Annotated in this window: 19 protein-coding genes and 3 pseudogenes; 12 read left to right on the forward strand and 10 right to left on the reverse strand. The window is 58.1% G+C overall.

Translation table 11 applies throughout. The annotated features are described in order from the left end of the window. Positions 1 to 198: helix-turn-helix domain-containing protein (locus PY649_RS29965; protein WP_285872543.1), on the reverse strand; the 198-nt coding region annotated here is incomplete at its 3' end. Between the two features lie 108 nt (positions 199 to 306). Between PY649_RS29965 and PY649_RS29970 the strand changes: the two genes are divergently transcribed. Further along, a complete protein-coding gene (locus PY649_RS29970; RefSeq protein WP_285872544.1) occupies positions 307 to 1050 on the forward strand; it encodes an SDR family NAD(P)-dependent oxidoreductase in 744 nt (247 codons plus the stop codon). 115 nt (positions 1051 to 1165) lie between these two features. Beyond that, the gene (locus tag PY649_RS29975; protein WP_120709116.1) at positions 1166 to 2167 is read left to right on the forward strand and encodes a zinc-dependent alcohol dehydrogenase family protein; all 1002 of its coding nucleotides are present in this window, start codon (positions 1166 to 1168) and stop codon (positions 2165 to 2167) included. Between the two features lie 365 nt (positions 2168 to 2532). Here PY649_RS29975 and PY649_RS29980 read toward each other — a convergent pair whose 3' ends face one another. The 4 genes and pseudogenes from PY649_RS29980 to PY649_RS29995 all read right to left on the reverse strand — a co-directional run. Beyond that, positions 2533 to 2982 (reverse strand): protein rhiC, encoded by a 450-nt coding sequence (locus PY649_RS29980; RefSeq protein WP_120709117.1) that lies wholly within the window; start codon positions 2980 to 2982, stop codon positions 2533 to 2535. 95 nt (positions 2983 to 3077) lie between these two features. After that, positions 3078 to 3665, reverse strand: coding sequence for a tail fiber protein (locus PY649_RS29985; protein WP_120709118.1), 588 nt, complete (start codon positions 3663 to 3665; stop codon positions 3078 to 3080). Between the two features lie 141 nt (positions 3666 to 3806). Beyond that, a complete protein-coding gene (locus PY649_RS29990; protein WP_120709119.1) occupies positions 3807 to 4502 on the reverse strand; it encodes a protein rhiA in 696 nt (231 codons plus the stop codon). Positions 4503 to 4883: 381 nt separating this feature from the next. Next, positions 4884 to 5094 (reverse strand): annotated as a pseudogene (locus tag PY649_RS29995) (alpha-amylase family glycosyl hydrolase); the annotation flags it as partial. Between PY649_RS29995 and PY649_RS35220 the strand changes: the two are divergent. Beyond that, on the forward strand, positions 5093 to 5494 hold the full coding sequence (locus tag PY649_RS35220; protein ID WP_432761429.1) for a hypothetical protein: 402 nt from the start codon (positions 5093 to 5095) through the stop codon (positions 5492 to 5494). The pseudogene PY649_RS29995 and the gene PY649_RS35220 sit on opposite strands and share 2 nt — an antisense overlap. Positions 5495 to 5637: 143 nt before the next feature. Here the strand turns inward: PY649_RS35220 and PY649_RS35225 are convergent, their stop codons facing one another. Next, positions 5638 to 5913, reverse strand: a complete 276-nt coding sequence (locus tag PY649_RS35225; RefSeq protein ID WP_432761430.1) for a transposase family protein — start codon at positions 5911 to 5913, stop codon at positions 5638 to 5640. 995 nt (positions 5914 to 6908) lie between these two features. Between PY649_RS35225 and PY649_RS30005 the strand changes: the two genes are divergently transcribed. From PY649_RS30005 to PY649_RS30025, 5 genes and pseudogenes are all read left to right on the forward strand, one after another. Continuing rightward, entirely contained in the window at positions 6909 to 13367 is a 6459-nt protein-coding gene (locus PY649_RS30005) for a non-ribosomal peptide synthetase (protein WP_285872545.1), read from the forward strand. A 17-nt stretch (positions 13368 to 13384) separates the two neighbouring features. Then, the gene (locus PY649_RS30010) at positions 13385 to 14770 is read left to right on the forward strand and encodes an MATE family efflux transporter (protein ID WP_285872546.1); all 1386 of its coding nucleotides are present in this window, start codon (positions 13385 to 13387) and stop codon (positions 14768 to 14770) included. Between the two features lie 266 nt (positions 14771 to 15036). Then, positions 15037 to 15234, forward strand: a pseudogene (locus PY649_RS30015) (4'-phosphopantetheinyl transferase family protein); the annotation flags it as partial. A gap of 12 nt (positions 15235 to 15246) precedes the next feature. Continuing rightward, positions 15247 to 15672: a 4'-phosphopantetheinyl transferase family protein gene (locus PY649_RS30020; RefSeq protein ID WP_285872570.1), complete on the forward strand. Its 426-nt coding sequence runs from the start codon at positions 15247 to 15249 to the stop codon at positions 15670 to 15672. Positions 15673 to 15963: 291 nt separating this feature from the next. Beyond that, positions 15964 to 16084: pseudogene (locus PY649_RS30025) on the forward strand (LLM class flavin-dependent oxidoreductase); the annotation flags it as partial. A 68-nt stretch (positions 16085 to 16152) separates the two neighbouring features. Here the strand turns inward: PY649_RS30025 and PY649_RS30030 are convergent. Both PY649_RS30030 and PY649_RS30035 read right to left on the reverse strand, forming a co-directional pair. Further along, positions 16153 to 17178, reverse strand: coding sequence for an aldo/keto reductase (locus tag PY649_RS30030; protein ID WP_285872548.1), 1026 nt, complete (start codon positions 17176 to 17178; stop codon positions 16153 to 16155). A 63-nt stretch (positions 17179 to 17241) separates the two neighbouring features. Continuing rightward, positions 17242 to 18657 carry an acyl-CoA dehydrogenase family protein gene (locus PY649_RS30035; RefSeq protein ID WP_285872549.1) on the reverse strand — a complete coding sequence of 472 codons (1416 nt, stop codon included), beginning with the start codon at positions 18655 to 18657 and terminating at the stop codon, positions 17242 to 17244. A 713-nt stretch (positions 18658 to 19370) separates the two neighbouring features. Between PY649_RS30035 and PY649_RS30040 the strand changes: the two genes are divergently transcribed. Next, the gene (locus PY649_RS30040) at positions 19371 to 20186 is read left to right on the forward strand and encodes a class I SAM-dependent methyltransferase (RefSeq protein ID WP_285872550.1); all 816 of its coding nucleotides are present in this window, start codon (positions 19371 to 19373) and stop codon (positions 20184 to 20186) included. Positions 20187 to 21137: 951 nt separating this feature from the next. Here PY649_RS30040 and PY649_RS30045 read toward each other — a convergent pair. Both PY649_RS30045 and PY649_RS30050 read right to left on the reverse strand, forming a co-directional pair. Then, positions 21138 to 21386, reverse strand: coding sequence for a hypothetical protein (locus PY649_RS30045; RefSeq protein ID WP_285872551.1), 249 nt, complete (start codon positions 21384 to 21386; stop codon positions 21138 to 21140). Positions 21387 to 21554: 168 nt separating this feature from the next. Then, positions 21555 to 21878 carry a helix-turn-helix domain-containing protein gene (locus tag PY649_RS30050; protein ID WP_285872571.1) on the reverse strand — a complete coding sequence of 108 codons (324 nt, stop codon included), beginning with the start codon at positions 21876 to 21878 and terminating at the stop codon, positions 21555 to 21557. Between the two features lie 443 nt (positions 21879 to 22321). On the opposite strand from PY649_RS30050, the gene PY649_RS30055 reads away from it, so the two are divergent. The 3 genes from PY649_RS30055 to PY649_RS30065 all read left to right on the forward strand — a co-directional run bounded on the left by PY649_RS30055 (position 22322) and on the right by PY649_RS30065 (position 24397). Further along, positions 22322 to 22492: a hypothetical protein gene (locus PY649_RS30055; protein ID WP_285872552.1), complete on the forward strand. Its 171-nt coding sequence runs from the start codon at positions 22322 to 22324 to the stop codon at positions 22490 to 22492. Between the two features lie 191 nt (positions 22493 to 22683). Beyond that, positions 22684 to 23736: a DUF3991 and TOPRIM domain-containing protein gene (locus tag PY649_RS30060; protein WP_285872553.1), complete on the forward strand. Its 1053-nt coding sequence runs from the start codon at positions 22684 to 22686 to the stop codon at positions 23734 to 23736. 61 nt (positions 23737 to 23797) lie between these two features. Next, positions 23798 to 24397: a DUF1419 domain-containing protein gene (locus PY649_RS30065; RefSeq protein WP_120709217.1), complete on the forward strand. Its 600-nt coding sequence runs from the start codon at positions 23798 to 23800 to the stop codon at positions 24395 to 24397. Positions 24398 to 24436 lie beyond the last annotated feature (39 nt).

The raw sequence follows: 24436 nt of genomic DNA on the forward strand, positions 1-24436 counted from the left end.
AAAATGGCGGTAGAGTGTGCCGACGCCGACCCCCGCCCTGTCCGCAATTTCTCGTATGGGCACATCCATTCCGGCCTCGGCAAAAACCTCCGACGCGGTTTGTATAAGCGAACCGATGTTGCGCCGCGCATCAGCCCGCCGGCGCCGACCCGCCGCCTCTGTCTCAGCCTCGCTCAACGATTTTGGATCTTCGGACACTTCTACCTCTTGATAAGCGGAATATGATTCCGTATATCCATAAACGGACGATCGTTCCGTATATGGCACGAAGGATCGTTTATGCCAAGCCCAAACGGAGAATGATAGATGAATAACAAACCAGTCGCGCTCGTCACAGGAGCAAACAAAGGGATCGGCCTCCAAATCGCGAAAGACCTCACGCAGCACGGTTTCACAGTCCTGATCGGTTCGCGACGCTTTGAAGCCGGCGAGAACGTCGTTCAAAGCGTCGGGCCTGACGCCCGGACAATCCAGCTTGATGTCACTGATGAAGCGTCGATCGCCCAGGCGGAAGCACGCATCCGAAAGTCCTATGGCCGGCTCGATGTTCTCGTGAACAATGCAGGCGTCGGCCATGGGGGCGCGGCGGGACGAAGCAACGCCCAGATCATGGCGGAAACGCGGTTGTCTGTCGTCGATTTGGACGAGCTCCAGACCGTATTCGCCACAAACGTTTTTGGCGTCGTCGCTGTCACACAAGCGATGCTGCCGCTCCTTCGCGAGGCGCCCGCGGCAAAAATCATCAATATATCGAGCGCTACTGGTTCGCTGACGCTGAACAGCGATCCTTCCAACCCTCTTCGCCAATATACGAGCACCTACACGGCCTCGAAGAGTGCCCTGAATGCGATCACGCAAGCGCTCGCGATTGAGCTCGAAGGCACCAACATCAAGGTTCATGCTGTTTGCCCGGGTCTCACCGCCACGGACATGAGCGAATATGGCGGCCCGGTTGAGGACGCAGCGCGCGAGCCGGTGCGGGTCGCCTCGCTTGCATCGCAAAGCCCCACGGGCACGTTCTCGAATGCCCAGGGTGCGCTGCCCTGGTGATCCAGTCAGTGCCGGCCGATCGCTGATGTCAATGGCCGCGCCGCGTCCGAATAGAACCCCGTAGTTACCCCAATAGTGTCGTGACATTGCGGCCTGCAACCATCAGGAGAAGCTCGTGCCTACAACTGCAAGAATTGTGCAATTCCATCGTCTTGGAGGCCCGGAGGTTCTCCAGGTCGAAACCTTGCCGATCCCGGAGCCCGGAAAGGATGAAGTCCGCCTTCGCATTAAGGCGTTCGCCTTGAACCGCGCGGAAGCGCTTTTTCGTCAGGGGCACTACCTTATTCAGCCTCAGTTTCCGTCAAGGCTCGGTTACGAGGCCGCCGGCATGGTCGAGGCCGTCGGCCCGGGAGTGGACGAGAGCCTGATTGGGAAGGTCTTTAACACCGTTCCCAATTTCAGCTTCAGTCGTTATGGCGTCTACGGTGAAGTCGCTATGGTACCTGTCACATCGCTTGGCGCTTATCCGGATAAACTCACCCCAGAAGAGGGTGCATCCATCTGGATGCAGTATCTCACCGCCTACGGGGCCTTGGTTCATCTCGGACATGTCGCCAATGGTGACTTTGTCTTGCTTCCAGCGGCCAGTAGCAGCACCGCGATTGCGGCGATGGAGGTTGTTAATGCCGAAGGCGGCAAAGCTATCGGCATTACGCGGTCTGCGAAGAAGAAGGCCGAACTCCTCTCACTCGGGTATGACCATGTGATCGTCAGCAATGACGAGGACGTCGTGAAACGCGTTGCCGATATTACCGACGGCAACGGCGCCCGGATCATCTACGATCCTGTTCTCGGAAGTGGAATGGAGATCCTGGCTCGGGCGGCTGCTTACAAGGGGATCTACTTCGCCTACGGTCTGTTAGACCTGCGACCGACACCCTTTCCGGTTTGGCCGACCATGTCGAAAGCACTCACGCTTCGAGGCTGGGCGTTCCCGGAACTCTTCCGCGACGCCGAGGCGTTGCAAAAGGCGAAGGATTACATTTTCAAACATCTGAGTGACGGCATCCTGAAGCCGAAAATCGCCAGGGTGTTTGCGTTAGACCAAATTGTCGAAGCTCATCGCTTCATGGACTCGAACGATCAGATCGGAAAAATAATCGTGAGGGTTGAATAATATTTGTCGCCGGCAACTGTCTCGGCCTTCCTCACTTCGCGCTCCCCTGCGCCCGGCAACGACGGTGTGAAGGGCGCGACGGGGCGCTTCGGTAAGGTGTCCGCGACGATATTCGAGGTGGCGGCTGCGAAGCCCGCCACCGGTAAGAATGGGTCAATCTCTGCCGCTAGCCCTGCAACCGCGGTTCCTACAGAGCGGGGCGGATTGCTGAGGTAGCCAAGGGAGCTGGCTTTGCCTGGAACCATGTTCGGACGGAAACCAATGTGGAGCTCTCTTTCCGGTAAGGGACCAGAGCGCATCCATTCCCTGTGGGTAGGATGTGCTGTGGATGCGATAATCCCGCCGCATGGCTTCATCGCCAAAGCTTACCGCCAGACCGCACCCCCAAATTGGCCGGTCGCGTCTTTCCGGGTAATGCCGGAGAGATCGCAATGATTGGCGTTTTCCGATCTGGGAGCTTGGATGAGCCGCGCGCTTTTGACCGGCGCCTTGATCATGCAATAGGCGTTGAATCGCGCGGGCAGTCCTGGCAGCGTATTGCCCAGATTGCCATTTGGCCTGCAGTTGACGCTCGCCCCTTCCATACGTCCGGATGGGTCCACGGGCTCGCCGCTGAAGTCGCATGTCTTGCCGGTTGACGTTCCCGGCGCTCCAACTGGGCCGGGAAGCGTGACACCGCGAATTACCACGCCTGTTTCGACAGGCTTTATGCCGGCCTTGGCTTTATGGTGCTCCTCAGCCGCGATCGTCTGCGCTACGGTGACGGCCAGGGCGAAAGCCGATACGAATCCGAACATCCTTACTATCGCAGTCATTGCGCTTTCTCCTTTTTTGCGGGCCGATAGGATGCGATTCCAGGCCCCGTTACACCGTTGGAAAGAAAAGGAATTTGCGTAATCCTTTCCTGTCGTTACCGAAACCTGATGAGATAGTTGACGGCAACGTTCTTGGGACGCGTTTCGGAGGCCGTACGTGCGGGAGTTTCCGGTGAGCCTGTAGCCTTGCTTGAAATGGATGTTCCCGCGGCACTGCCCTGCTGCGAAATTCCTGCCGGCGTCGTCACGTCATAGGAATGCGTATGGACTTGCATGGCATCGCACTGGAGCGAGCCGACAACGTTCGCGACATTGTTGCCGGTCGGATCCAACCGCTGCTTCGCATCCGGGTCCATGCCCGCGCCGGCATCGAAGCCGCGCAGGAACAACCCGCGGTAGTCCGGAATCCGGAACTCCAGATCGGGGCCCGCATTGCGCTCTCCGTAGAGTCCCCCGAGAACGGCATACAGTTCCGGATATGCGACCGCCCTCAGATAGCGTCCGTCGCACAGCATCCAACCCTGGGCCTCCACGTAGCTGAGGGGGGCGCCGGCCTTTGTTCCCGCCGTCGCGCCCGAGCTTGCGCAGGCCGCGTTGGCCCAGATCGTATTCCGCGAACCCGAGACAGGATCGACTTGGCCTGCAAAAGGGCACACAGCACCGATAGGAGGTCCTGCGAACATCGTTGCGTCCTTTGATGAAGATGCATTTGTGAGAAACGGAGTGCCTCGGTCGTAAGTGGCGTTTTGCCATCAACGGCGGGCACTCCATTCCCGGCTGCTCCGCCTTGTCATTTGCGGAGCGGGGGCCAACTGATCCGGTCGTTAGGTCGGATCGACCTCCCAGGTATTGTCCTCCCGCAGCGTGCCCACGAGATCGAAGACGGCGGAGGGGAATTTCGCTTCCCTGGTCTGGGTGATCGTGTCGATGCTCAGAACCGTGCCGATGTTCACATTCGTTCCCGCAGCAATCCAGTAGCTCGGCGTCGGCGTGAACGTGTGCTGCAGATTTGTGCCGGCTTGAACGACGTAGGTTCCTGTTCCAGACATCCCGATGCCGACCGAGAAGCGGCTGTTTGGCACATTTGCGGCATCATTGATGACCAGGGACCCGGCAGGATCACCCTTGACCGGATCGCTCAAGCCGGGGCCGCCATTCAAGGAAAACGTGGTCGTGTTTTTGCCGCTGGGGCTGCCGTCCTGAACACCGGACGCGAGAAAATCCACGCCAGGAATCAGCTGCCCGGTGTCGCTCCAGACGAAGTTATAATCGATTTCCCAAGTGAATTTGATTTGGTTGCCAACCCGGATTTGATACGGAGAGCAAAACCACGCCAACGAGAACACATTGGCGACAGGCTGCGGCATCTTCTGATAGACATAGAAGGTCCAAGGTTGAGCCGACTTGTTCTTTAACAACAAGGAATATTGCGTTCCTTGGGCGAGCGCCGCGCTTGCTGGCTGCGACGCACGGGCGTGATCTGTCAGTTCCTTGTTTGCATAGCTGATGTGCAAGGACATTTGTTTCTCCCTTCCTGAGTGTATTTTCCCACCTGACTCTGGATTGAATATCTTGACGTCAGTACCTCATGCGAATTCAACTAATTGGAGTGCTTATTCGCTGCACAATCTAACTGCTATAATTATTACTGGATAACGTAAATGAGTAGAAATACTCCCTGCCAGAGCCGAGCAAAGTGACGAGCAGACCCGTCTGGCGACGAGCCTGGGTGGCCAAATATCGAGTCGGCGGAATCCCGAAGCTGCTTTGTCAATGGAAAAAACGATGAGGTTCGAGATCCGATTATTGTAAGCAGCGGCTTACCACTTAATCGTTTGCCTGCACGAAGCTGAGCTCACATGACATAACTCTCGGAAGTGATTAGTTCCCGTCGACGCCCCGTGATAATTGGAAAGGTCGTAACCATTGTCTTTTCCAGGTGGCATCTGAAACGTCACGAGCCAAATGGCGGCAAATACCGAGATCGGCGAGATAGTCGAGGCGGTGCACCACGCCCTGGAAATCGCCGACACCATCGCCATTGGAGTCCATAAAGGTCCCGACGGCCAAAGTGTTAGATGACTGGGTCTTGTTCCGGAGATCGTTGATCATGCGCATCTCCCGCGGTCTGGTCTGCCCAGTGGGCAATGGCATAGCCACTTGGATTGTTCCGGCAGATGGAATCGATGATCTTCATCAAAGAAGATCCCGCGCCAATCATTTTGACGGCCTAATGGCCTGGCGGAACGTTCTGTCGCCATGGAGGTTTGAACGGCAGATCAAGAAACTCATGCCGTTCCGCCGTCTTGAAAGGAGACCGAAAATGCCGACAAATACACCGAAATCTGATGAAACGCCGCGTGGTCCAAATCCATCGCCTGCGGGACCACATCGCACCCGGGAAAAGCCGCCGGTGACGTCGGCGCAGGATCCGGAAGGCAATAAAAATCCGAATGGTCCACCGCTTGATCCAGCACTGTTGCCAACGGGCGATCCGTCCGGAGCGGCGTGAACAGCGTTGGAAAGGTGACGAGCCCGTTTAGGTCGCGCGGTTTTGGTATGCTGCTGCGATCACAAGACACCGATCTTCATTAGGTTCTATGCACAGCCTTCTGTTGCCGAGGCGAGTCGCGCCGACTATAGCGCCAGGTCACATCACCCGCGTTTGGCGAATATACGCCTCCGGCATTTCTTGTTGCTGCAACGCAAGCGCCGGATGTTCAGGATTATCATGACCGTGCGCCCCTGCCATAGCAGGTCAGCGAGCCGCCGCTCGTAGCGACGATGAAGGCGACGCGAAGCTTTGCGGCACTCTGGACATTTGGCTCCCGTCGATCGGAAGCGACAATTGATCGATATTGCCTCTTTGGATTGTTGGACATGATCGACGACCAAAGACGGCGGGATCAACGGTGGAACACGCTTCGCCATTTCCTTGCACCTGCTGATTCGCGTGTCGAATCAATAGGATTCAGAAAGTTGCAACGAAATTGCGGAAGAGCCCACTTCTTAGCTCAGGATTTTTCACGCGGCGTTGACAATTGTGGCAAGGCACGGCCGGCATCAGTTCCGCAGGCAGCGCCAGAAGACCCTGACGCGCCTGCCGCCGCCAGTCCGAAAGCTGATGCGCAGCGAGTTCATAGGTGAGCGCAGGACGCTGATTGGAGCTGCAGGCGTACAGCTCCTTCCGCGAAGTTCACCGCGCGGCGCCTCCGCCGAGGTGTAGACAACTATGCACTAAACGCAAACTACACCCGCCGTCGGATTTGTCGGCTCTGCGACAGGGTGGCGTTCGGCTCACAGGTCGTCCCACTCATATTTAGCCGACTGAACAAGGTGTGGAAATTATTTCTGAGCTTCCTCTGCACAGTTGGCACGACTTTTGAGTCTCCATTTCTAAGACGGCAGGATCTGCCGACCCGATACTCGCGTCTTGGGTCATTGCGGTGGACGACGACGACAGATCGTCAGATAGGATCGCGTATGGAGACCTACGCACTAGGCGACCTCGAGCTGCAGCCGGGTCAGTGCTTATTCCGTCATACCGGTAACCAACGACACGGCGCGACAGAGCCCCGCGTTTCGTCTCCGCCGTTTTTGAATGCAATGGAGAATGCAGATTGTGACCGTAACGCCTATCGGCACACCGGTGCCACAACCTGCACCCGCCGTCGTTCGTTGATGGCCCTGCCCGCTCCTCCAAGAAAACACAAGTGCGCCGCCTCCATTGTCGGGTTCGTCAATTTCGCGACACGCCCCTGTCCGATGTAATCCTATCTCACTTTCATTAAACAATTGAAACACAACGATGTTTTTTGCCTGAGCGCCTCGGCATAACTGGCATGACTTTTGAAGCTTTCTCGATTTCGACAGGACAGGAATTGCCAGCGGTGAGCAACTCACCGCCGCGACCTACGAGGAAACTTATGCTTAACGAAGGCCGGACTGCGAAGTCCGAATTTGTCGGAAGTCAGCTCATCGATTTAGTCGCAGCTATAGATGAAATTGCCGTGTCGTTCCCGGACAGGATAGCGATTAAGCACGGCGGGGAAGAACTGACATATGGTGACCTGCGCGTGCAGTCGGATCGAATTGCGAGCACGCTGCGGGAGCGCTGCGCGCAGGTCATTGGCTATTACGGTGAACGAAACCTCCATTGGGCAACCACAGTCGTCGCAATTCTGAAAAGCGGCTCAACATATTTGCCGCTCGATCCATCCTTGCCGGCCTCCCGCATTTCTTCGATGATCGAGCAGAGTGAATGCACCCTGGTCATCGGGCCGGAAAGACCTGACGCGCTTGGTCTGTTTCAGGAAAACGGCAACTGCAGCCGAGAATTCTTAACGGTTCAGACAGCGCTACTCGGCGGCCGTGCCTCTGCTGCGATGCCAACTTCGGTTGAAAGCCGCCTCGCCTACATTCTTTTTACGTCCGGCTCGACGGGCAAACCCAAGGGAGTAATGGTCAAGCGCGCAGGCTTAAACAATCATTTAACGGCCAAGATAGTTGCACTCGAGCTCAGCGATAAGGACTGTGTTGCACAAACTGCTTCACACGGCTTTGACATCTCACTGTGGCAGCTTTTGGCAGGGTTATGTGTCGGCAGTCGCGTCGCGATCATAGATGATGCGACCGTGAGATCTCCGTTGGCCCTTCTTGAGGCACTGCAGGCACATCGCGTAACAATTGTCCAATTCGTCCCATCGGTGCTCGCGGTATTCGTCGAATATCTGCAGACCCTCTCAGCCGACGAGCGGCTTCTTGGCGTCTTACGCATGGTGTCCACGGTCGGCGAGCCGCTGACGCCCGCATTGGCGCGCGGTTGGCTGACACTCTTTCCTCAAATACCAATTCTCAATCACTACGGCCCGACCGAATGTGCGGATGGAGTTACGCATCATTTGGTATCTCTCCCGCCCAGCACAGCCGACGCATATGTCCCCATCGGTAAGCCGATTGCCAACCTTAGGGTGTATGTCGCCAACGGGTTGCGTCTGTGCAAGACGGGGGAAGTTGGGGAAATTTGTGTTAGTGGAGCCGGTGTCGCTGATGGTTACGTCAACGATAAGGGGCGTACCATGGAAGCGTTTTCGGCAAATCCCTTCTCGGAGCACCCATCGTATCGGCAGCTCTACAAGACCGGCGATCTCGGACGCCTCAGGGCAGACGGCCTGCTGGAGTGCCTTGGTCGACGAGATCGTCAGATCAAGATCCGCGGGCACCGGATCGAACTTGGAGAGATCGAGTCTCGGCTCTGCGCCCATCCTTTGGTAAATGCGGCCGCCGCTATTGCGCCGGTCCCAGAGAGCTTGAAGCTCACGGCTCGGGATATAAACAACAGCGACCGACAAACGGAACCACGACGAATCGTGGCCTATGTGTCGGCTTCTGCCGAACTTTCGGAGCGTGAGCTCAGGAGCTTTGTTGCCGAAGCGCTTCCTGCCTGCATGCTGCCGGAACGCATCATTCGCATCGACCGGATTCCTGTTACCCGAAACGGGAAAGTGGATCTCGCGTCCTTGCCTGATCCGACGACCATTCGGCCGGAGCTGCCGAATCCCTTCGAGGAACCAAAGACGGAACTCGAAAGCACCCTACGGCGTATTTGGTCCAGCGTTCTTCGGATCAAGGATATCGGCGTCAACGACCAATTTATGGATCTCGGAGGCGACTCGCTCCGAGCGATGCTTATATTGGCTCAGGTTCAGAGGCAGCTCGGGACAAAGGTGGACTTCAGGATCGTCCTGAATGGGACCGTCAGGTCGCTTGCGGCATCGATATCGCGCCAATCCGGCACGACGCAGACGGTGCTACCAGCTTGCGGGAAGCTCAAACGATCACCCCTGACGCGAGTGCAAGAACACCTTTGGTTTCTCTGGCAGCTCGATCCGACCGCAAAAAACTACATGATTCAGGGCGGTGTGCGTATCCGAGGTGCCATCGATCTGATCGCATTCAATAAAGCCTGGAGCGACGTTGTTCAGACGCATGACGCGCTTCGCGCACGTTTCATCGACGAAGAGTGGCCGGTTCAGATTTTTGATGATCCGCCGAGCGCCGATCTGGAGTTGATAGACGCCACCCACCTAAGTGAACAGCAGGCCGAGGAACTTGTGTCGGAACTGCGACGGACGGAGCTCAACAACCCTTTTGATCTCAGCCAGGGCCATTTGTTTCGAGCGCGGATGATCCGTCTTGGCGCGGACGATCACCTCATGCTGATAACTGCGCACGAAATCATCATAGATGCATGGTCAATTTCGGTCCTGCTCAGAGATTTGCAAACGAGATACTCCCAAGCCGCCGCCTTCTCTCCGACGGATCGCCCATCACTGTCGACCTATGCGCTCTGGGAAAGTGCAAATGTCACGCCGGAGTCGTTGAAGGGCCAACGCCGCTATTGGCGTCGGCAAATAGGCGACAATCCTCCTGTACTTTCGATCGGGAACGATCGAGTGCGGCCGAAAGTGGGCTCCAACCGCGGGAACTCGCATGCGGTTCTTCTTGGCGGCGAGCTGTCTGACCACGTGCGAGACTTTGCGCGCCGGCAAAGGTGCACGACTTCGGCTGTCCTGTTGGCATGTTTCAAGCTTCTATTGCGCATGTATAGCGGCCAAGACGACGTTGTCGTTGGCATGCCGCACGTCGTGCGTAGCCAACCAGGCACCGAGGAAATCGTGGGCTTTTTCCTCAACATGCTGCCAATCCGAACGAAGATCGACATCAATCAGTCTTTTGCGGCTCACGTAGCTCACGTGCAGGACCTCATAAGCGATGCCATCGCGAACTCGGACTATCCGTTCAGCTGGATGGTCAGAGATACCCGGTTCCTGCGCGAACATGGTCGATCGCCGATCTTCCAAGTCATGTTCAACATGTACTCCGAGCCTCCGGAGCCATCGGGCAAGCGCGATCTGGAACTGACATTTCGCGAATACGACACGGGTTACGTTAAGTTCGACCTTACCCTTTATGCACAAGACGAAGGCGATGAAATTGCAATGCAACTGGCTTATGCGCAAGACACATTCTCAAGCGATGTGATCGCTCGCATGGCCGATAATCTTCGCCATCTCATTGCTGCCTGTGTCGAGAGGTCTGCCGAATCGATTGTCGCCCTGAGCGGCCCCAGCCCGTCGGAAATCGCCATCCTAAACTCGCTCAAGGGCGACGAGCAGTCATTCGAGAAGGAGCCTTCGCTTGTGGAGGCGTTCAATCAGGTAAGCGCTTCAAACAGCGATCGGGTGGCGTACTTCGGCGAGTTCGGAGCAATCACGTTTGGCCAACTGCACCACCGAATGGCTACAATCCAGTCGCTTCTGCGAACTTGCGGGGTGGGAGCGGGTGACATCGTTGCCATGCTGGTCGACCGGTCGCCGGATGTAGCGGCAACAACCTTGGCAATCAGGAATTTGCAGGCAACGATCGTGCCGATCTCGCCTGATTACCCAAGGGAACGGGTCGGCCACATCGTAAGACATAGCGGCGCGAGGCTCCTTATTCATGCGGGCACGGACGCGGAGGTCGATTTCGGCGTGCCGTGCGTTGATCTGGCTGTCCTCCAAGCTGGATCCGGACCTGGCCGGGTCTGGCACCGAACTGTCGAGTTGCCCAATCAGGACGCAGCGAGCTTAATTTACACTTCATCCTCGACTGGGAAGGCGAAGGGCGTTCTCGTACCCGAATCTGCGATACTCAACCGGCTGAACTGGATGTGGCGATGCTTCCCTTTCGACGGCTTCGACGTGATGGTGGCACAGAAGTCAGCGACACTCATTGCCGCGCTATGGGAGTATTTTGGAGGGCTGCTGAAGGGAGTGCCCACGCTGATCCTGACGCAGGAGCAGGTGCTCGACCCCGACCTCTTGTTGAGGGCATTGGCACAGCATCGCGTCACGCGGTTGTTTGCCGCCCCGCCCATTCTGTCCGGTTTAATCGCTTCTCAAAAGCGACATCCGGAAACAACCAACTTGCGCCTGGTCACAAGCAGCGCCGAACTGATGCCGCCATCGCTTCCGATTCGCTGGCGAGAGTGCTTTCCAGATGTGCCGCTGTGGAATTTTTACGGCACGACCGAGTGCGCGTCTAATGCAGCCGTGTACCGAACATCAGACGCCGATGACGGCTCTTCAGCTGTGCCGGTCGGGCGCCCGATCGACAATGTAAAAGTCTACGTTCTTGACGCACACTTGAAGCAGGTTCCCGTCGGAGTCGCAGGTGAACTCTGCGTTGCCGGACGCTGCGTGAGCACCGGGTATTGGAAAGATCCAGAGCGAACAAAACACCGTTTCGTTTCAAATCCGTACGACGAAAGTCAATACAGCATCCTTTATCGCAGCGGTGATATCGCCCGCGTCTCCGCCAAAGGCCTCCTGGAGATTTGCGGTCGAGCAGATAACCAAATTCAGCTTCGGGGCTTCCGAATTGAGCTGGAGGAACTTGAAGCCGCGCTCGTCGCTCATTCCGGTGTTGCGCAGGCAGCCGCATTTGTCCAGGGCGAGGACGATGATCGGCGACTGGTTGCCCTTGTGGTCCCAGCTTTCGACGGCCTGACCTCTGGGGCCATCGTGAACCACCTGCGGCAGACACTGCCCTCCTACATGATTCCGTCGGATGTTCGGATCGTGCACCGTATGCCGCTCACCGCGAGCGGGAAGATAGATCGGGCTCGTCTCTCTTCCGTCTCGTCCCGCAAGATGCGAAGGACCAAATCCGCTAAGCCGCGAACGGAGAGGCAGCGACTCCTTGCCGATATCTGGCACGAGCTGTTGGGCGCCAAATCTGTCGGCATCGATGATAGCTTCTTTGATATCGGCGGAAATTCGCTCCTCAGCGTGCGGTGCGTTACACTGGCGCGTAAAGCGGGACTGAACTTGACCGTCAGCCAACTGCACCGGACACCAACAATCCGCGAGCTGGCAACGCACCAGTCCGCGGCCACGACTTATGCCGAGCCCGTTTCCGATGAACCGCTGCCAATGACCCCTGCAGTCTCACATTGGAATAGTCGTGTCGGAATCGGCGATCACTACAACATCGGCGATCTCTTCTTCATGCCCGCCGGCCTCTTGAATGTCTCCACTCTTGAACATGCGCTTGCGCATATCACCGGCCGGGAGGAAGGACTGAGGCTCCGAATCGTGCAAACAGAGAACGGCCTCTCTCAGGCGATCGGATCGATACCCCGAGCCCTCGTAGAGGAAATAGACCTTGTCGGTGTAGACACATCGGAACAACGCGCGGTCATTGAGCGCTCCTGTGCGGAGCGTCAGCGCTCGTTTCGATTTGACGGTCGCACACCCCTTATCAGGGTCTCAGCTTTCCGGACGTCGGAAACCGGCGATTACTATTTGCTCGTTCTGCTGCATCACTTCGTAGCAGACGGGGTCGGATACAGATTGTTCCTGAATGCACTGGACGCAGCTTACAAGTCGTTTGCTGCCGGCCAAACCGGAGCGGTTACAGAGAACACGACCCTGACCCAATGGCTGAAGCGTTTGGACAAATACGCGAATGGCGAAGCCGAAACGGAGCTGGAGCACTGGGAAGGCATTCGATATGAGCGATTTGACATGGGTGTGAGCGACGCCGGGTCGTGTGCGGCGGGCTTTTCAACCGAAACGGCCAAACGCCTCCATCATGCAGGCTCGGAGAAGCATATCGATGAAGACTTCTGCACGCCACTCTGGAAAGACCAGGCGACATATCATCTAAGGATCAATGAGGAGACAACGGGGAAACTTCTCAAGGTTGCGGCGAGGTCTGCACATTGCGAGGATTTTGATCTCGTGCTGGCGGCTATTTCGGGGGCATTTGGCCGCGCTTTTGGAAATTATTCCCTCTGGATTGACAGCCTCACCTCGACGAGGGGACATCTATTCGAGGATATCGACCCGTCTCAAATCATTGGTTACGTCGGTGAACTGGTGCCACTTCCGTTATTCCTTACCGGAATGGAGTCTCGCCTGGACCGCGCCCGCTCCATATATCGGCAACGCAGCTCACTGCCGCGCCAAGGCATAGGTTTCCGTGCTCTGAAGTTCTTGAACCAGAACCCCGCTTTGCGCGAGCGGATCGATCGTCTGCCGTTACCCCGCATCGGGCTAAACTATCGAGCTAGGCTGCAACATCATTATCCCCGCCGTCTGCTATGCAAGGATCCAGATCCATTGTGGCTCGGCGAAGATATGGATCAGTCAGTTATGAACTACCTCTTCTGGTTTCGCATCGGATACCAATCGGGCGAACTACGCATCGAAACGAGATATGATCCACGGCAAGTCGGCTTCGAAACGACCCGCGATCTCTGCACAATCTTCCGCGACGAACTCCTCCAGACTGTCGATGCATTAGGAGAGCCCGCACAACGGGCCAACTACGGATGAGCCCGCCGGAGCGATCGATGAAGAGCAAAGAAGAGCGCATGGCTTCGCCGGCGGAGCATACCAGTTTGTCGGACGGCAAGGTGTCCAGCCTCATCATGCGGCTTGCCATTCCCTCCATTATCGGTTTGTCGATCAATGCACTTCAGCAGTTCGTGAATGCAATCTTTGTTGGAAGGCTCGGCGCGCAGGCTATCGCCGCCGTCAGCATAGCTTTGCCCTTGGTCGTCCTGCTCACCGCAGTCGGGCAGGGGATCGGCGTCGGCACGGCATCGTTCGTGTCCCGCAATCTTGGCGCCGGCAATTCCTTGGAGGCGAATCGCGGCGCGAGCTTGGCGCTCGCTCTAGCGGCGCCGATCGGAGTGACACTTACCGGCGCTCTGCTTTTCGGTTTGCGCGACGTTCTTGCTTTGCTCGGTGCCAGTCCGACAATAATGCCAGCCGCACTCGACTACGCATCGACGCTCCTATTTGGTTACACTCTGATGTTGTTGAATATGGTCAACGGGTTTGTCGCGAGGGCTGAGGGCAATACACGCTTCAGCATGTGGACCATGATTACGGCTTTTGCGCTGAATGCCCTGCTCGATCCGATTCTGATTTTTTCCCTGCATCTCGGAATTCGTGGGGCGGCGCTCGCAACATTTTTGGCGCAGCTCGCCGCCACTGGCCTCTACATTCTATATTTCGTGAAACAATTGGGAATTGTCCGTGTCCGCATCTCCTACATAACTTTGGGGGGTGGCCGCGTAAAACAGCTCGCCGCCATCGGCGCGCCTGCAACCATCACAGGTATTTTGTCTGCTCTTGCGTTCGTGCTCTTGAACAGGGCAGCTGCACAATTCGGCGACAATTCCGTTGCCGCTGTGGGCATAGCTGCACGATTGTTGACAATCGGGGCCCTCCCGATCATGGGCCTATGCATAGGCTCCCAGGCGGTTCTCGGTTTCAGCTGGGGAGCACAGGATTTCGCTCGAGTACAGAGGGCCGCGAAGTTCATGCTCTCCATAGCGGTTGCATTTTCAGTTACCTTTTCTGCTGTGGTCGTGATTTTTGCTCGGCCAATCGTCCGACTTTTCAGCAGCAGCGAGGACATGACTGAAATCGCTGTCTCGACCTGCATCATGTTCCATCTCTTTTTCGGGCTTTTTGGTGTTCAGCATGTAGCGATAACGATGCTTCAGTCCTTCGGGAAAGCACGTCTGAGTGCGGTCGTTTCCTTCGCGAGGCAAGGATATCTGTTCGTACCAGCCATACTGCTATTGCCCGCAATTTGGGGCTTCAAAGGACTGTTAATCAGCCAGGCAACTGCTGAACTCGCGGCCGGGCTGCTCGCGGTGTTTGTCATAGTCAGGCAGTTCGGCGATCTCAAAGGAATGCTCGTTTCCCGGCAAGCGGTTGGTTAAGGCTGAGAGTTGATGCGAACGTGGCAATGATTACGGATCCGCTTGGGATTGACCAGCCAATCCAAAAACGAGTGTCATGCTTACCCATGGCAATTTGATTTTAACGCCGAGGGCGAGATGCGCCAATCCGCCAGCGCGATTTTGGGCGAGTTCCCGAACAAGCAGGACGTGCTCGAATGAGAGGAAATCTCGTGCTAGAAAAGCTGCTCCCGCCGAATGTTGCTGTGCAAACTTCTCGAGCAAGTGACGGCCCCGAAATCCAAGTGATGGCCGAAGAAGAGAGTGCAATTGCCACAGCGGTCAAAGGCAGAAGGCGTGAATTTTCGATCGGGCGGGCATGTGCCAGGGCGGCATTGTGCAAACTTGGCTTTCCGTCTTGCCCGGTCCCAAGCGGGCCTAACAGGGAACCGCTTTGGCCGTCTGGAATCGTTGGCAGTATAACTCATTGCGTCGGATTCTATGCAGCGGCGGTGGCCATGAAGAAGGACTTCATTGCGCTTGGAATCGATGCCGAAGTCGATGCAGAGCTGCCCACAGGAGTGTTGTCGCTCATTTCGAGCGACGAGGAGCGACATTGGATCGCGAATGCATCCGGGCATGTCAATTGGGGACGGCTGCTCTTCAGCGCTAAGGAAAGCATCTTCAAGGCGTGGTTTCCGCTTACACGTGAATGGCTGGACTTCGAGGATGCCGTGGTCACCATCAATCCGGACGACGGCTCATTCGTCGCTCAGCTTCCACACACGTGCGTGCCGGCAAAGGATTGTCCACGGGAACTCCGCGGCCGCTTCATGATTTCAAATGGCCTAATACTAACCGCAGTATTGCTTGACGGGCCGCAACCATTGGATGAATCTTTTGCGGTTGAATGGGTCGCAGCAGACGGCGTCGAGCCTGGATAATAAGGCGTTGCGGGGACGCACACACAAGACCAACTTTCTTCGGACCGGTTCGACAGAGAATCTCGGCTTTGACTGTTTTAGTGTCGGCCGATGCGATGCTTTAAAATGTGTCGAGGAGTATGGCGAGCGCATGAGAATAATCCGCTGCTTTGATAGCGCAACCCGCCACCCGGCGGCGGGTCTTCTGCTTCCAGCACGCGAGCCCCGAAACTGCAAGGCGCGAATGCGGGGCATTGCGTGCTCCCCCTCGCCTGCATTGAAAAGACCTTCCAGAACAACTCGGCGCTCCGTATGCGTGCATTTGAGGAGATCTGCGTGCTTGATCAATTGAGCGGTGGTAGGGTCGAGTGAGGTATAGGGCGCAGCTCTCTTTCCGATCGAGCTAGCTTACTTTGGAATTGGTGCGGACGCAGTAAGGTAAGGCGTTTCTCATTCAACTATCTCAACTTTGATCGGCCACCGGGCCTTAACCCAAGCCAACTATGAAGTGCGGATGCGATTGTCGTTGCCCTGGGCGCGCTCCAGCCCGTAGACATCGCCCTTAAGCTCCGTCGCTTGCGCCAGCACTCCGGCGATGAGGTCCAGCTCCTCGGCAGTCAGGACGAGGTCGGAGACGGCGAGGTTCGAGGCCAGATGCGAGCGGTTGTGCGCGCCGATGATGACCGCCGCAACACCCGGCCGGCCAAGCATCGCAGCGCTGGCGACCGTGGCGATGTCGGTCCCCTGCCGATCAGCGATCTGGCGCAGCGTCGCCAAGAGCGCCTGAAACAGGTCCCAGCCGCCGATATCGTCGATAACCCGCTTGTATTTGACCAGCGAACGGTTCTCCAGCTGCCCCGACGGCTCCGGCGCTCCAAGCCACCTGTCGCCGAGGAAGCCGCCGGCGACGGTGCCGTAGCACAGGAGCGAGACGCCGTTCTCTACCGCCGCCTCAGCCATGCGCAGTGCGGGGCGACGGTCAAGCAGCGAGTACTGCACCTGCATGGAGGTGAGCGCCACTCCGGCCTTGACGATCTCCAACATATGGTCGGTGTCGAAATTGGTGCCGCCGATCTTATCAACCTTACCGGTGCGCCGAAGATCGTCCAGCCACAACGCCGCGTCCAGCCAACCTGGCACCCGGTATTCCCACCAGTGAAGCTGAACGAGATCGAGCCGCTCCTGGTTGAGACGCCTCAACGACTGGTCGATCATGCTCGCTATATAGGACTTGCTGATGCGCGGCAGACTGTCGAAGTCGGGCACAAACTTGGTGTGCACTTTGATCCGGGCCAGCGCCTGTTCCCCGCGCAAATCCCCGTAGCGTGTCTTGAAGCGGCCGATCAGTTCTTCGACGCCGGCATAAATGTCGGCACAATCGAAGGTGGTGATGCCCGCGTCCGCGAAGGCCACCATGTCGGCGACCGGGTCGTCACTGCGGACGGTGCGATGGCCGCTCGCCAATTGCCATCCACCATGGATCACACGCGAGATCTCGTAATTTGGAGCAAGCTGGAGTCTCTGCATTTTTAACCTTATAACAGTCACCATGGAGCGGCTGGACCAGCGCGGGCCGCTCAAATCCGAGAATTAGACATTTAGAACAGACGCCAGCGGGTCTGCAGTTTCGTGGTTTGAACGCGCTGATCGCGACGACGTCGTGGCCGTTGCATCTGCATGACCACGGGGCCTTCCCGCCGTTGCCTTACCCGCGCACATGGCCGCCTGTCCGCTCTCGGTGTTCGTGCCGACCCGCTGCAACAGCGATCGGCCCGCCTCCGCATAGTGCCGCTGCTGGACCATCGCGTGTTGCGCCGCTGCCTGCAGGTCGCGCAACCGCCGCTGCAGAGGCGAACTCTCATAAACCGCGGCACCGCCCGCGAGCGTAAAGCAGGCTTGCGCGGCGCAAGCACAGATAGTGGCAGTCCAGATTCCCGTCTGTATGCCCTGCGCATAGAGAGCTTGGCCGTTCAACGTGTCCGCCACAGCGTGCCGCCAGTGGCTGTCGGCCTGAACCTGCATGGCCGCCCGCGCCGCCCGCACATCTGCCTCGATTCTACCCAGTTCGCCCTGGGCCATCTCGGACTCGCGCATCGGCGCCGGGGCTTGAAGCTGCTGTCGGCCGTTATGGACAAGCTCGGCAAGATCCCACAACGCGCCCTCGGCGATGCCCACGCAGACAGCCCCAAGAAGCACCGACTGAAGATGCCGCCACGATTGATACAACGGCCCCGGTTCGCACGTTGCCCCCTCTGGAAAATCGAAAAAATTGGCCTCCGGCGCCAACGCGTTTTCAAGGACTATGTGGTGACTGCCGGTACCTCTGAGGCCGGAGGCATGCCAAGTATCTTCGATCTGCCAGGCCGATGCCGGCAATGCGACACACCGGACAAGGGGCCGCCCGGCATCCCCTGCGGGCCCACAAAGAGCCTTGCCGCCTTCCGACATGACACAAAGGCCCATCATCCAGTCGGCGTCTTGGCAGCCGCTGGCGAACGGCCAACGCCCGTTCACACGCCATCCGCCTGGTACTCTCTCGGCCGTGCCCGCCGGCGAGTAGACGCCAGATATAATGACGTCCGACTTGTCACGATACATCAGATCGTAGGTCTGTCTCGGCAATCGAGGACTCACAATGGCCGAGGCGCTGCCGATCATCGCGGTCCACCCGACTGAGCCGTCGAGTCGAGCCAAAGCGCTGATCACTTCCATTCCCGAGAGTAAATCCAGCTCAAACCCGCCACGGCTGCGTGGCGCGAACATGCGGTATACTCCGATCGACCGTAACTTCTCGATAAGATCTGACGGCATGCGGCGTTCGGCTTCGATCTCGGCTGCACTGGCCAGCACCGCGGGAGCTAGATCGTGAATTGCATCGAGCATCCGCCCCACAGCCGATGTTCCCGATTCCGTGTCGCGAGAGCGGCATTGGCCGCTTGCGCCCGCCATGTGAGCCGTACCATTTGTCCGGCGGATAGCATCAATCTGATCCGTCAATTTCTGCATTGCCATCGCTATTTTTAGGAATTGTGGTGCCGCTTGCCTGTAATACATGCAGTGCGACGGTGGTGGGTTTGCGGCTTTGGCGCGTTACATGGCTCCATCCCGCGCTTCGCGTGCCGTTCCTTCCTTGGCAGCCTTCAGATCGGCGGCGGTCGATATGCGGCTGGGCTTTTGCAAAGCAGTGTGAATGTTCACTTTTGTCCTAATCCCTTTTGCCATAACCTGTGATCACGTCCGATGTGTGTCTGCGGACCTCCGATGCTGGCTTGCCGAAATGCAAATCAAGTCCGCCATAGCTGCTAGAGCATTGAAGGAGAGTTCCGTGCGAAAGGCCGGTGAGCTGATCATGTAATTTTCCTCGTCTTGCGTGCCAGCGTGGCCGGCAATCCGACGCAAGTGCCATGCCAAACGAAAAGTCATTGGCAAACAACATGATCACTCCGCGACGCATTGTTTGATCCCCGACATTGTCTCACAGCTGACAACGTTCGATCGACACCCGAGCGGTCACGGTGGGCCATCATCTCATCCTTCGGCACACAACGGCCCAGAGGCTCGTCCCATGCTGATTTGGAAACGATGTTCAAATCTGAGGCGAATCTATTATTGCAGATGATTGCCAAACTATTCGCTCGGCGTCCGAGATCGCTAGGAGATTGCCATTGAGTTCCTCAAGTCGTTTTGCTGAATACGCTCTGGGACATTCAGAATTGGAGATGCGCAGGCTGATCCTGCAGGCCGCGGCACTGCGGCCGATGACAGAGCGATTGCTTCGCGCAGCCGGGCTAGCTCCGGGCATGCGGGTGCTCGATCTCGGCTGCGGCCCCGGCGATGTGTCCCTTCTGGCGGCAGAGCTGGTCGGCCGGTCCGGAGCGGTACTAGGCGTGGATCGCAGCGAGGAAGCGCTCGTCACGGCGCGGGCACGGGCAAAGGAAATGGGTCTGGCGCAGATCCGCTTGCTGCATGCGGCGGCCGACGAGGCCGTCGACACCGTTATGGCCGACAAACGGTTCGACGCCGTCATCGGCCGCTTCGTCCTATGCTATCTGCCGGATCCGATCGACACGCTTCGCCGGGCGGTCGCGCGATTGGCGCCGGGCGGCATTCTGGCGTTCCATGAGGTGGATTTCCTCGATGAGTTCCGCTCCCGTCCTTTGGTGCCGCTGTGGCAGCAGGCGGGACAGTGGCTGCTAGAAAGCTTCCGGCCGACGATAGCGCATCCGGACATCGCCGGTCGGCTGGTTGAGGCTTTCGAGACGGCCGGGCTGCCGATGTCGGGGCTGTTCTGCGAATGTCCAGTCGGCGGCGGCACAGCCTCGCCGCTTTATGCTTGGCTGGCGGAACGCGTGCGTAGCGTGCTGCCGCTGCTGCTTCAATCCGGTGCGGCCACTTGTGAGGAGGTGGGCATCGACTCGCTGGAGGTGCGGCTACAGCAGGCGGTCGTGGCCATGAGCAGCCAGGTCGCTGCCCCTGCCCAGGTCTGTGCTTGGGCACGTAAGTCCTGCGGTGAGGACTCGCGACTGGCCCGATGATGCGGTCGGCCATCGGCCGACGTATCAAATTTTGCGTCCACCTTGATGATTTTGGCTTCCGGATTTTTTCCGCTCTCCTCCATATTCAGTAGATCGCACATGCCTTTGGCACGTTCGTTGCAAATGTTCGGTGAGCGGCACACCAAGTTTGCGCATCTGTGGACATTGCCTCCCAGAGATCCCACCGTCGCCTTAAAACGGACTTCAATTAATTCAAAATCTGCATTGCTTTTAAAAAATTCGAACTATATCGTTTCCACAGGCGATTTGTCCCTATTGTCGCCTAAGCGGCCGCACCTGCGGCCAGTGGGCCGCCTGATCACCCCTCTAGGCGGCCCAAACTTTGATTACTTTTGAATTCGCGCTGCCATCAACTTTGCGGCAATTGACGCGTGAGTCCCGACCGGTACCTGCGATCAATCACGCCGCGGTCACCAATCGTCGGAAAGTCACTATCAGATTTCGCAATACCTGAAGCTTATCCAGCTACATCTGCAAGGCCGAACCATGAGACTATCTGTCGATATGGCTATTCTCAGGAGGTCGGGATTTGTAGCTGGCGCATCATTTGCCAGAACGAAGGCGGCAGCGGGGCGGTCCATTCGTCATCAAGCAAGGGCAGTGCATTGGGGCACAACGGCTCGCCTGAGTGTCCAGTTCTCGGCGTCTTCCCGACATGTGTCAATTTTAGCGATGTGACGACAGAGCTTTGTTTGGCAGTTTCTTTGCCGTTCTTTGCTAAGCTGTTGAAAGTAAACCAAGATGTTTCACCCAAACGTTATCACCCAAATGGCATGAATATTGATGCCGTTCATTGAGAGACGGCGCGAGCTGTTTCCTCGCGCAGAGCCGAGCAATGTCTCAATGGGGCTAAACGACTGGAGACAGACGCGCTGGTCACGAAGCTGGCTGTGGCGGATCGTAATCGTGCGGAAAATCCTTGTCATAGCGCTAGAGCCCGTTTGAGATCGTCATGCTCGAAAGGGCTGGCCATGCGGTTGATCCGGCCGCACGAGCCCCAACCGCCTTGGCCATATCGCGCCAGATCGCCGTCACCGTCGCGACATCTTTGATAACGGTGCGGGTCTGCGCCAGCGTGAGCGCAAGGAACTCCGAAGCGGCCACTAGCAGGTCGACCGAGCAGGCGAGGTCTAGAGACGAGCCGGGCGCGAAAATGAGCTGAAGGTCCTCATCTGTCACTTCATCTCTTAGAATGCGCTCGGTGATTTGAAGCAGCCGTCCACGTTCAATAAGGGCCGGCAATCCCGGCGCGGATAGGTGCCTGGAAAACGTCCTGGTCCACCGAAATCGAAGCGCGCTAGGCCAATCGGCCGCGAGCGACCGTTGAGGTCGATGTGTACTTCGAAGTCAACCATTGCCAGATGATCCAGTTGGCCGCTTGGGCAATTGCGCGCTGGCGAGGGCCTGACCGATGCTGTCATTGCTGATGTCGGCGACGTGGCTCAGTCCGTCGAGTAGGCCAAGCGCCTGCAAAACGCTTGCGTAGATGCCAATGCTGACATTGGTGTCACCAGCTTCGACCCTTTGCAGCGTCGAACGCGACGTGAACGCGCGCTCAGCCACGACTGCCATCGGTAGCCGTCGGCGTCGGCGGGCATCGTGAATGTCCGCTCCGAGTTTACGCAGCGCTCGTCCTCGCACCGCAGCGGGAGGGTTATGGGGAGTGGGAATTTGAGACCTTCGTACCACAGATTGCTAGCATATGTAGCACGAAGCTTACATAACCTCTATAGGTTGCATGATAGTTATGTCTGAAAAGGGAGCCGTTCCTCTAAAAAGGAGAGATGTAACTCAGCCCGCTTTCTCCACCGGGTGCCGATGGCGGCCAATGCTCGAGCGCACGCCTCACCACGGTTCGGGTATCGCAGCCGGCAGATCGAAACCCTGTCGATGCAACCGAGCGTCGTTGTGTGAAACTTCCGTCGAAGCAGCCCAATCCCGCTCTTTGTCGATGGCGTCCTGGCCAGGTTCCGGATCTTCCACGATCAACCCACAAGGGGTCCGCTAGTCAAGCTGCGGCCGCTTCCGCTTCGCATCGCGGTGATCGCGCCCGCCACCGGGCCTTTTGAGGAGCCATCGAGCGGGAATTGGTCCGCTTGCAAGGAGCCTCACCCATGTCGCACGACCTCTCACTCGCCCAGTCCTACGCTTTCCAGCTCTCCCGCGATCTGATGGTCCCGGTCACGCTCTTCACCGTCGACGGCGAATACGGCGTCCTGCCGTCCGACGAAATCGACAACGACGACGATCTTGAGATCGTTCACGAGTACACGCCTTGGCATTGAGCCGGCGCCATGGCCTTCGGCGTGCCGCTTGCGAGCGGCAGGCCGCAAGGGAGGCTTCGCCGCGGCCGACCTTGCATGATTCACCAAATTGCCAGCCGCGCCCTTGCCGCCTTTGCTCTTCGCGGCCGCTGAAGCGGCGGACGAATAAAGCTGACGAATTGGAGGCGATCGCTCTCGCGATCGGAAGGAAAATGGATAGAGGAGAAATAGAGGCGCTGCGCGAAAAGGTAAGCTGCGCCGCGGTGCTGGAGCAGACCGGGTTTGCCATAGACGTCAAGGAGAGCACCCGGCGAGCGGTGAAGTTTCGCCGCCGCGGAGAGATCATCATAGTGACGCATGAAGGGCGTGGATGGTTCGATCCGCTCAGCGACGCGAAAGGCGATGTCTTCGCCCTGGTCGAGCACCTCGACCGTGTCAGCTTTCCGGCATGTGTCGAGAAGGTCGCGAACCTCGTGGGGTTCGAAATTTCCGCGCCCGAGTGGCAGCCTCGCATTGCGGACGGCCAGTCCGAACTATCCATTTCGGACCGTTGGCAGGCTCGGCGCTGCCCCTGGCCGGGCTCGTCGACCTGGCGCTACTTGCATGACGAGCGTTGCCTCCCGACGGCGATTATCCGCGCCGCGATCAAACGCAACCTTCTTCGCGAAGGTCCGCAAGGCAGCATGTGGGCCGCCCATTGGAACCAGGCAGGCGTTGTGACGGGCTGGGAGGCGCGCGGTCCGCAATACCGCGGGTTTGCCTCCGGAGGAAAGAAGGTCCTGTTCCGCCTCGGTTCGGATGCGCCGGTGCGCCTGGCCGTCACCGAAGCCGCAATCGACGCCATGAGCCTTGCGGCAATCGAGGGCCTGCGGGACGGCACGCTCTATCTCAGCACCGGCGGCGGCTGGTCGCCGACCACGGCCGCGGCACTTGGCGCGCTTGCGTCAGGTCCGAACGTCCAGCTTGTCGCTGCCACCGACGCCAACCCTCAAGGCGATACGTTTGCCGAACGGTTGCGCGGGCATGCCGACGAGGTCGGATGCGACTGGGTGCGACTTCGCCCGCCCGAAGAGGACTGGAATGAAGCTCTGAAGCTGCGCGCGAAGCGAGGTACTGAGAAAAGGAAAAGGGAGGATGGAGGGAAAGAGGGTGAGGCGTGCCGCATGCGCACCGCCCGCGTCAAGGGAGGCTTCGCCCGGCTGAAGCCGGCCCTGGACCCGGGCGGTCGCGATGCCGGCGGCAGGCAAGGGGTCATGAAGGACTGAAGAAGATGGAAGGGTCGAGAGGACCGTGCCGCGCTTCGTCCGCCCGCGCAAGGAGGCGCAGATGACCTCTTCAATCCGCAAAGTGTTTCAAGGCGTCGCAACTCGCCCACAGATGTTTCGCATGTTCGACCGCCATGTCCAGCGGCCGAACCGCTGGGACGGTGACGCAACGCCGCTTTACGCCGGCGAATGGTTCGAAATCGCCGAAGCCGAGCACGACTACATGTTCGAGATCCTGCCGCCGCTCTGGATCCGCGGCTCGATGTTCGCGATGCGTGAATTCCTGACCAGCTCCGTGACATCCGTGTTCTTCGCGCTCCGCATCGATGACGCGATCCGGTATTTTCATGCCTATTGCGACCTTTCAGACAAGACGTCCGTCGAGACCATGCGTGTCGCAATCATCGACCGGGAAAGCTGCCACATCCGCGCCATGACACGCGATGAGCGCCTCGAGCACATCTGGAGCACGACGGCCGACGACTATCGCGGCTATGCCGGTGCGCGTTGGCCGGCAGCGGCGCGTGGAAAACGGACGGTGCTGCTCTATGGCCGCAAAGAGGGCAGCTTCCTGAAGCTGCTCGAAGATCTCACCAACGATGAGATCGCCGCCAAGCTGCCGGTGCAGTTGCGCCATCTCCCCTCACCGATCGCGGCATAGAAGGTGTTGCCATACTCACTACCCGATCGCATCCGTGCG

This window comes from Rhizobium mayense, from assembly GCF_030272705.1.
GTDB lineage: Bacteria > Pseudomonadota > Alphaproteobacteria > Rhizobiales > Rhizobiaceae > Rhizobium > Rhizobium mayense.

Excerpts from the sequence above, each read along its gene's own strand:
- PY649_RS29970 (WP_285872544.1), top strand. The coding sequence starts at position 307 with ATGAATAACAAACCAGTCGCGCTCGTCACAGGAGCAAACAAAGGGATC.
- PY649_RS29980 (WP_120709117.1), bottom strand. The coding sequence starts at position 2,982 with ATGACTGCGATAGTAAGGATGTTCGGATTCGTATCGGCTTTCGCCCTG.
- PY649_RS29985 (WP_120709118.1), bottom strand. The coding sequence starts at position 3,665 with ATGTTCGCAGGACCTCCTATCGGTGCTGTGTGCCCTTTTGCAGGCCAA.
- PY649_RS29990 (WP_120709119.1), bottom strand. The coding sequence starts at position 4,502 with ATGTCCTTGCACATCAGCTATGCAAACAAGGAACTGACAGATCACGCC.
- PY649_RS35220 (WP_432761429.1), top strand. The coding sequence starts at position 5,093 with ATGCGCATCTCCCGCGGTCTGGTCTGCCCAGTGGGCAATGGCATAGCC.
- PY649_RS35225 (WP_432761430.1), bottom strand. The coding sequence starts at position 5,913 with ATGGCGAAGCGTGTTCCACCGTTGATCCCGCCGTCTTTGGTCGTCGAT.
- PY649_RS30005 (WP_285872545.1), top strand. The coding sequence starts at position 6,909 with ATGCTTAACGAAGGCCGGACTGCGAAGTCCGAATTTGTCGGAAGTCAG.
- PY649_RS30010 (WP_285872546.1), top strand. The coding sequence starts at position 13,385 with ATGAAGAGCAAAGAAGAGCGCATGGCTTCGCCGGCGGAGCATACCAGT.
- PY649_RS30020 (WP_285872570.1), top strand. The coding sequence starts at position 15,247 with ATGAAGAAGGACTTCATTGCGCTTGGAATCGATGCCGAAGTCGATGCA.
- PY649_RS30030 (WP_285872548.1), bottom strand. The coding sequence starts at position 17,178 with ATGCAGAGACTCCAGCTTGCTCCAAATTACGAGATCTCGCGTGTGATC.
- PY649_RS30035 (WP_285872549.1), bottom strand. The coding sequence starts at position 18,657 with ATGCAGAAATTGACGGATCAGATTGATGCTATCCGCCGGACAAATGGT.
- PY649_RS30040 (WP_285872550.1), top strand. The coding sequence starts at position 19,371 with ATGCGCAGGCTGATCCTGCAGGCCGCGGCACTGCGGCCGATGACAGAG.
- PY649_RS30055 (WP_285872552.1), top strand. The coding sequence starts at position 22,322 with ATGTCGCACGACCTCTCACTCGCCCAGTCCTACGCTTTCCAGCTCTCC.
- PY649_RS30060 (WP_285872553.1), top strand. The coding sequence starts at position 22,684 with ATGGATAGAGGAGAAATAGAGGCGCTGCGCGAAAAGGTAAGCTGCGCC.
- PY649_RS30065 (WP_120709217.1), top strand. The coding sequence starts at position 23,798 with ATGACCTCTTCAATCCGCAAAGTGTTTCAAGGCGTCGCAACTCGCCCA.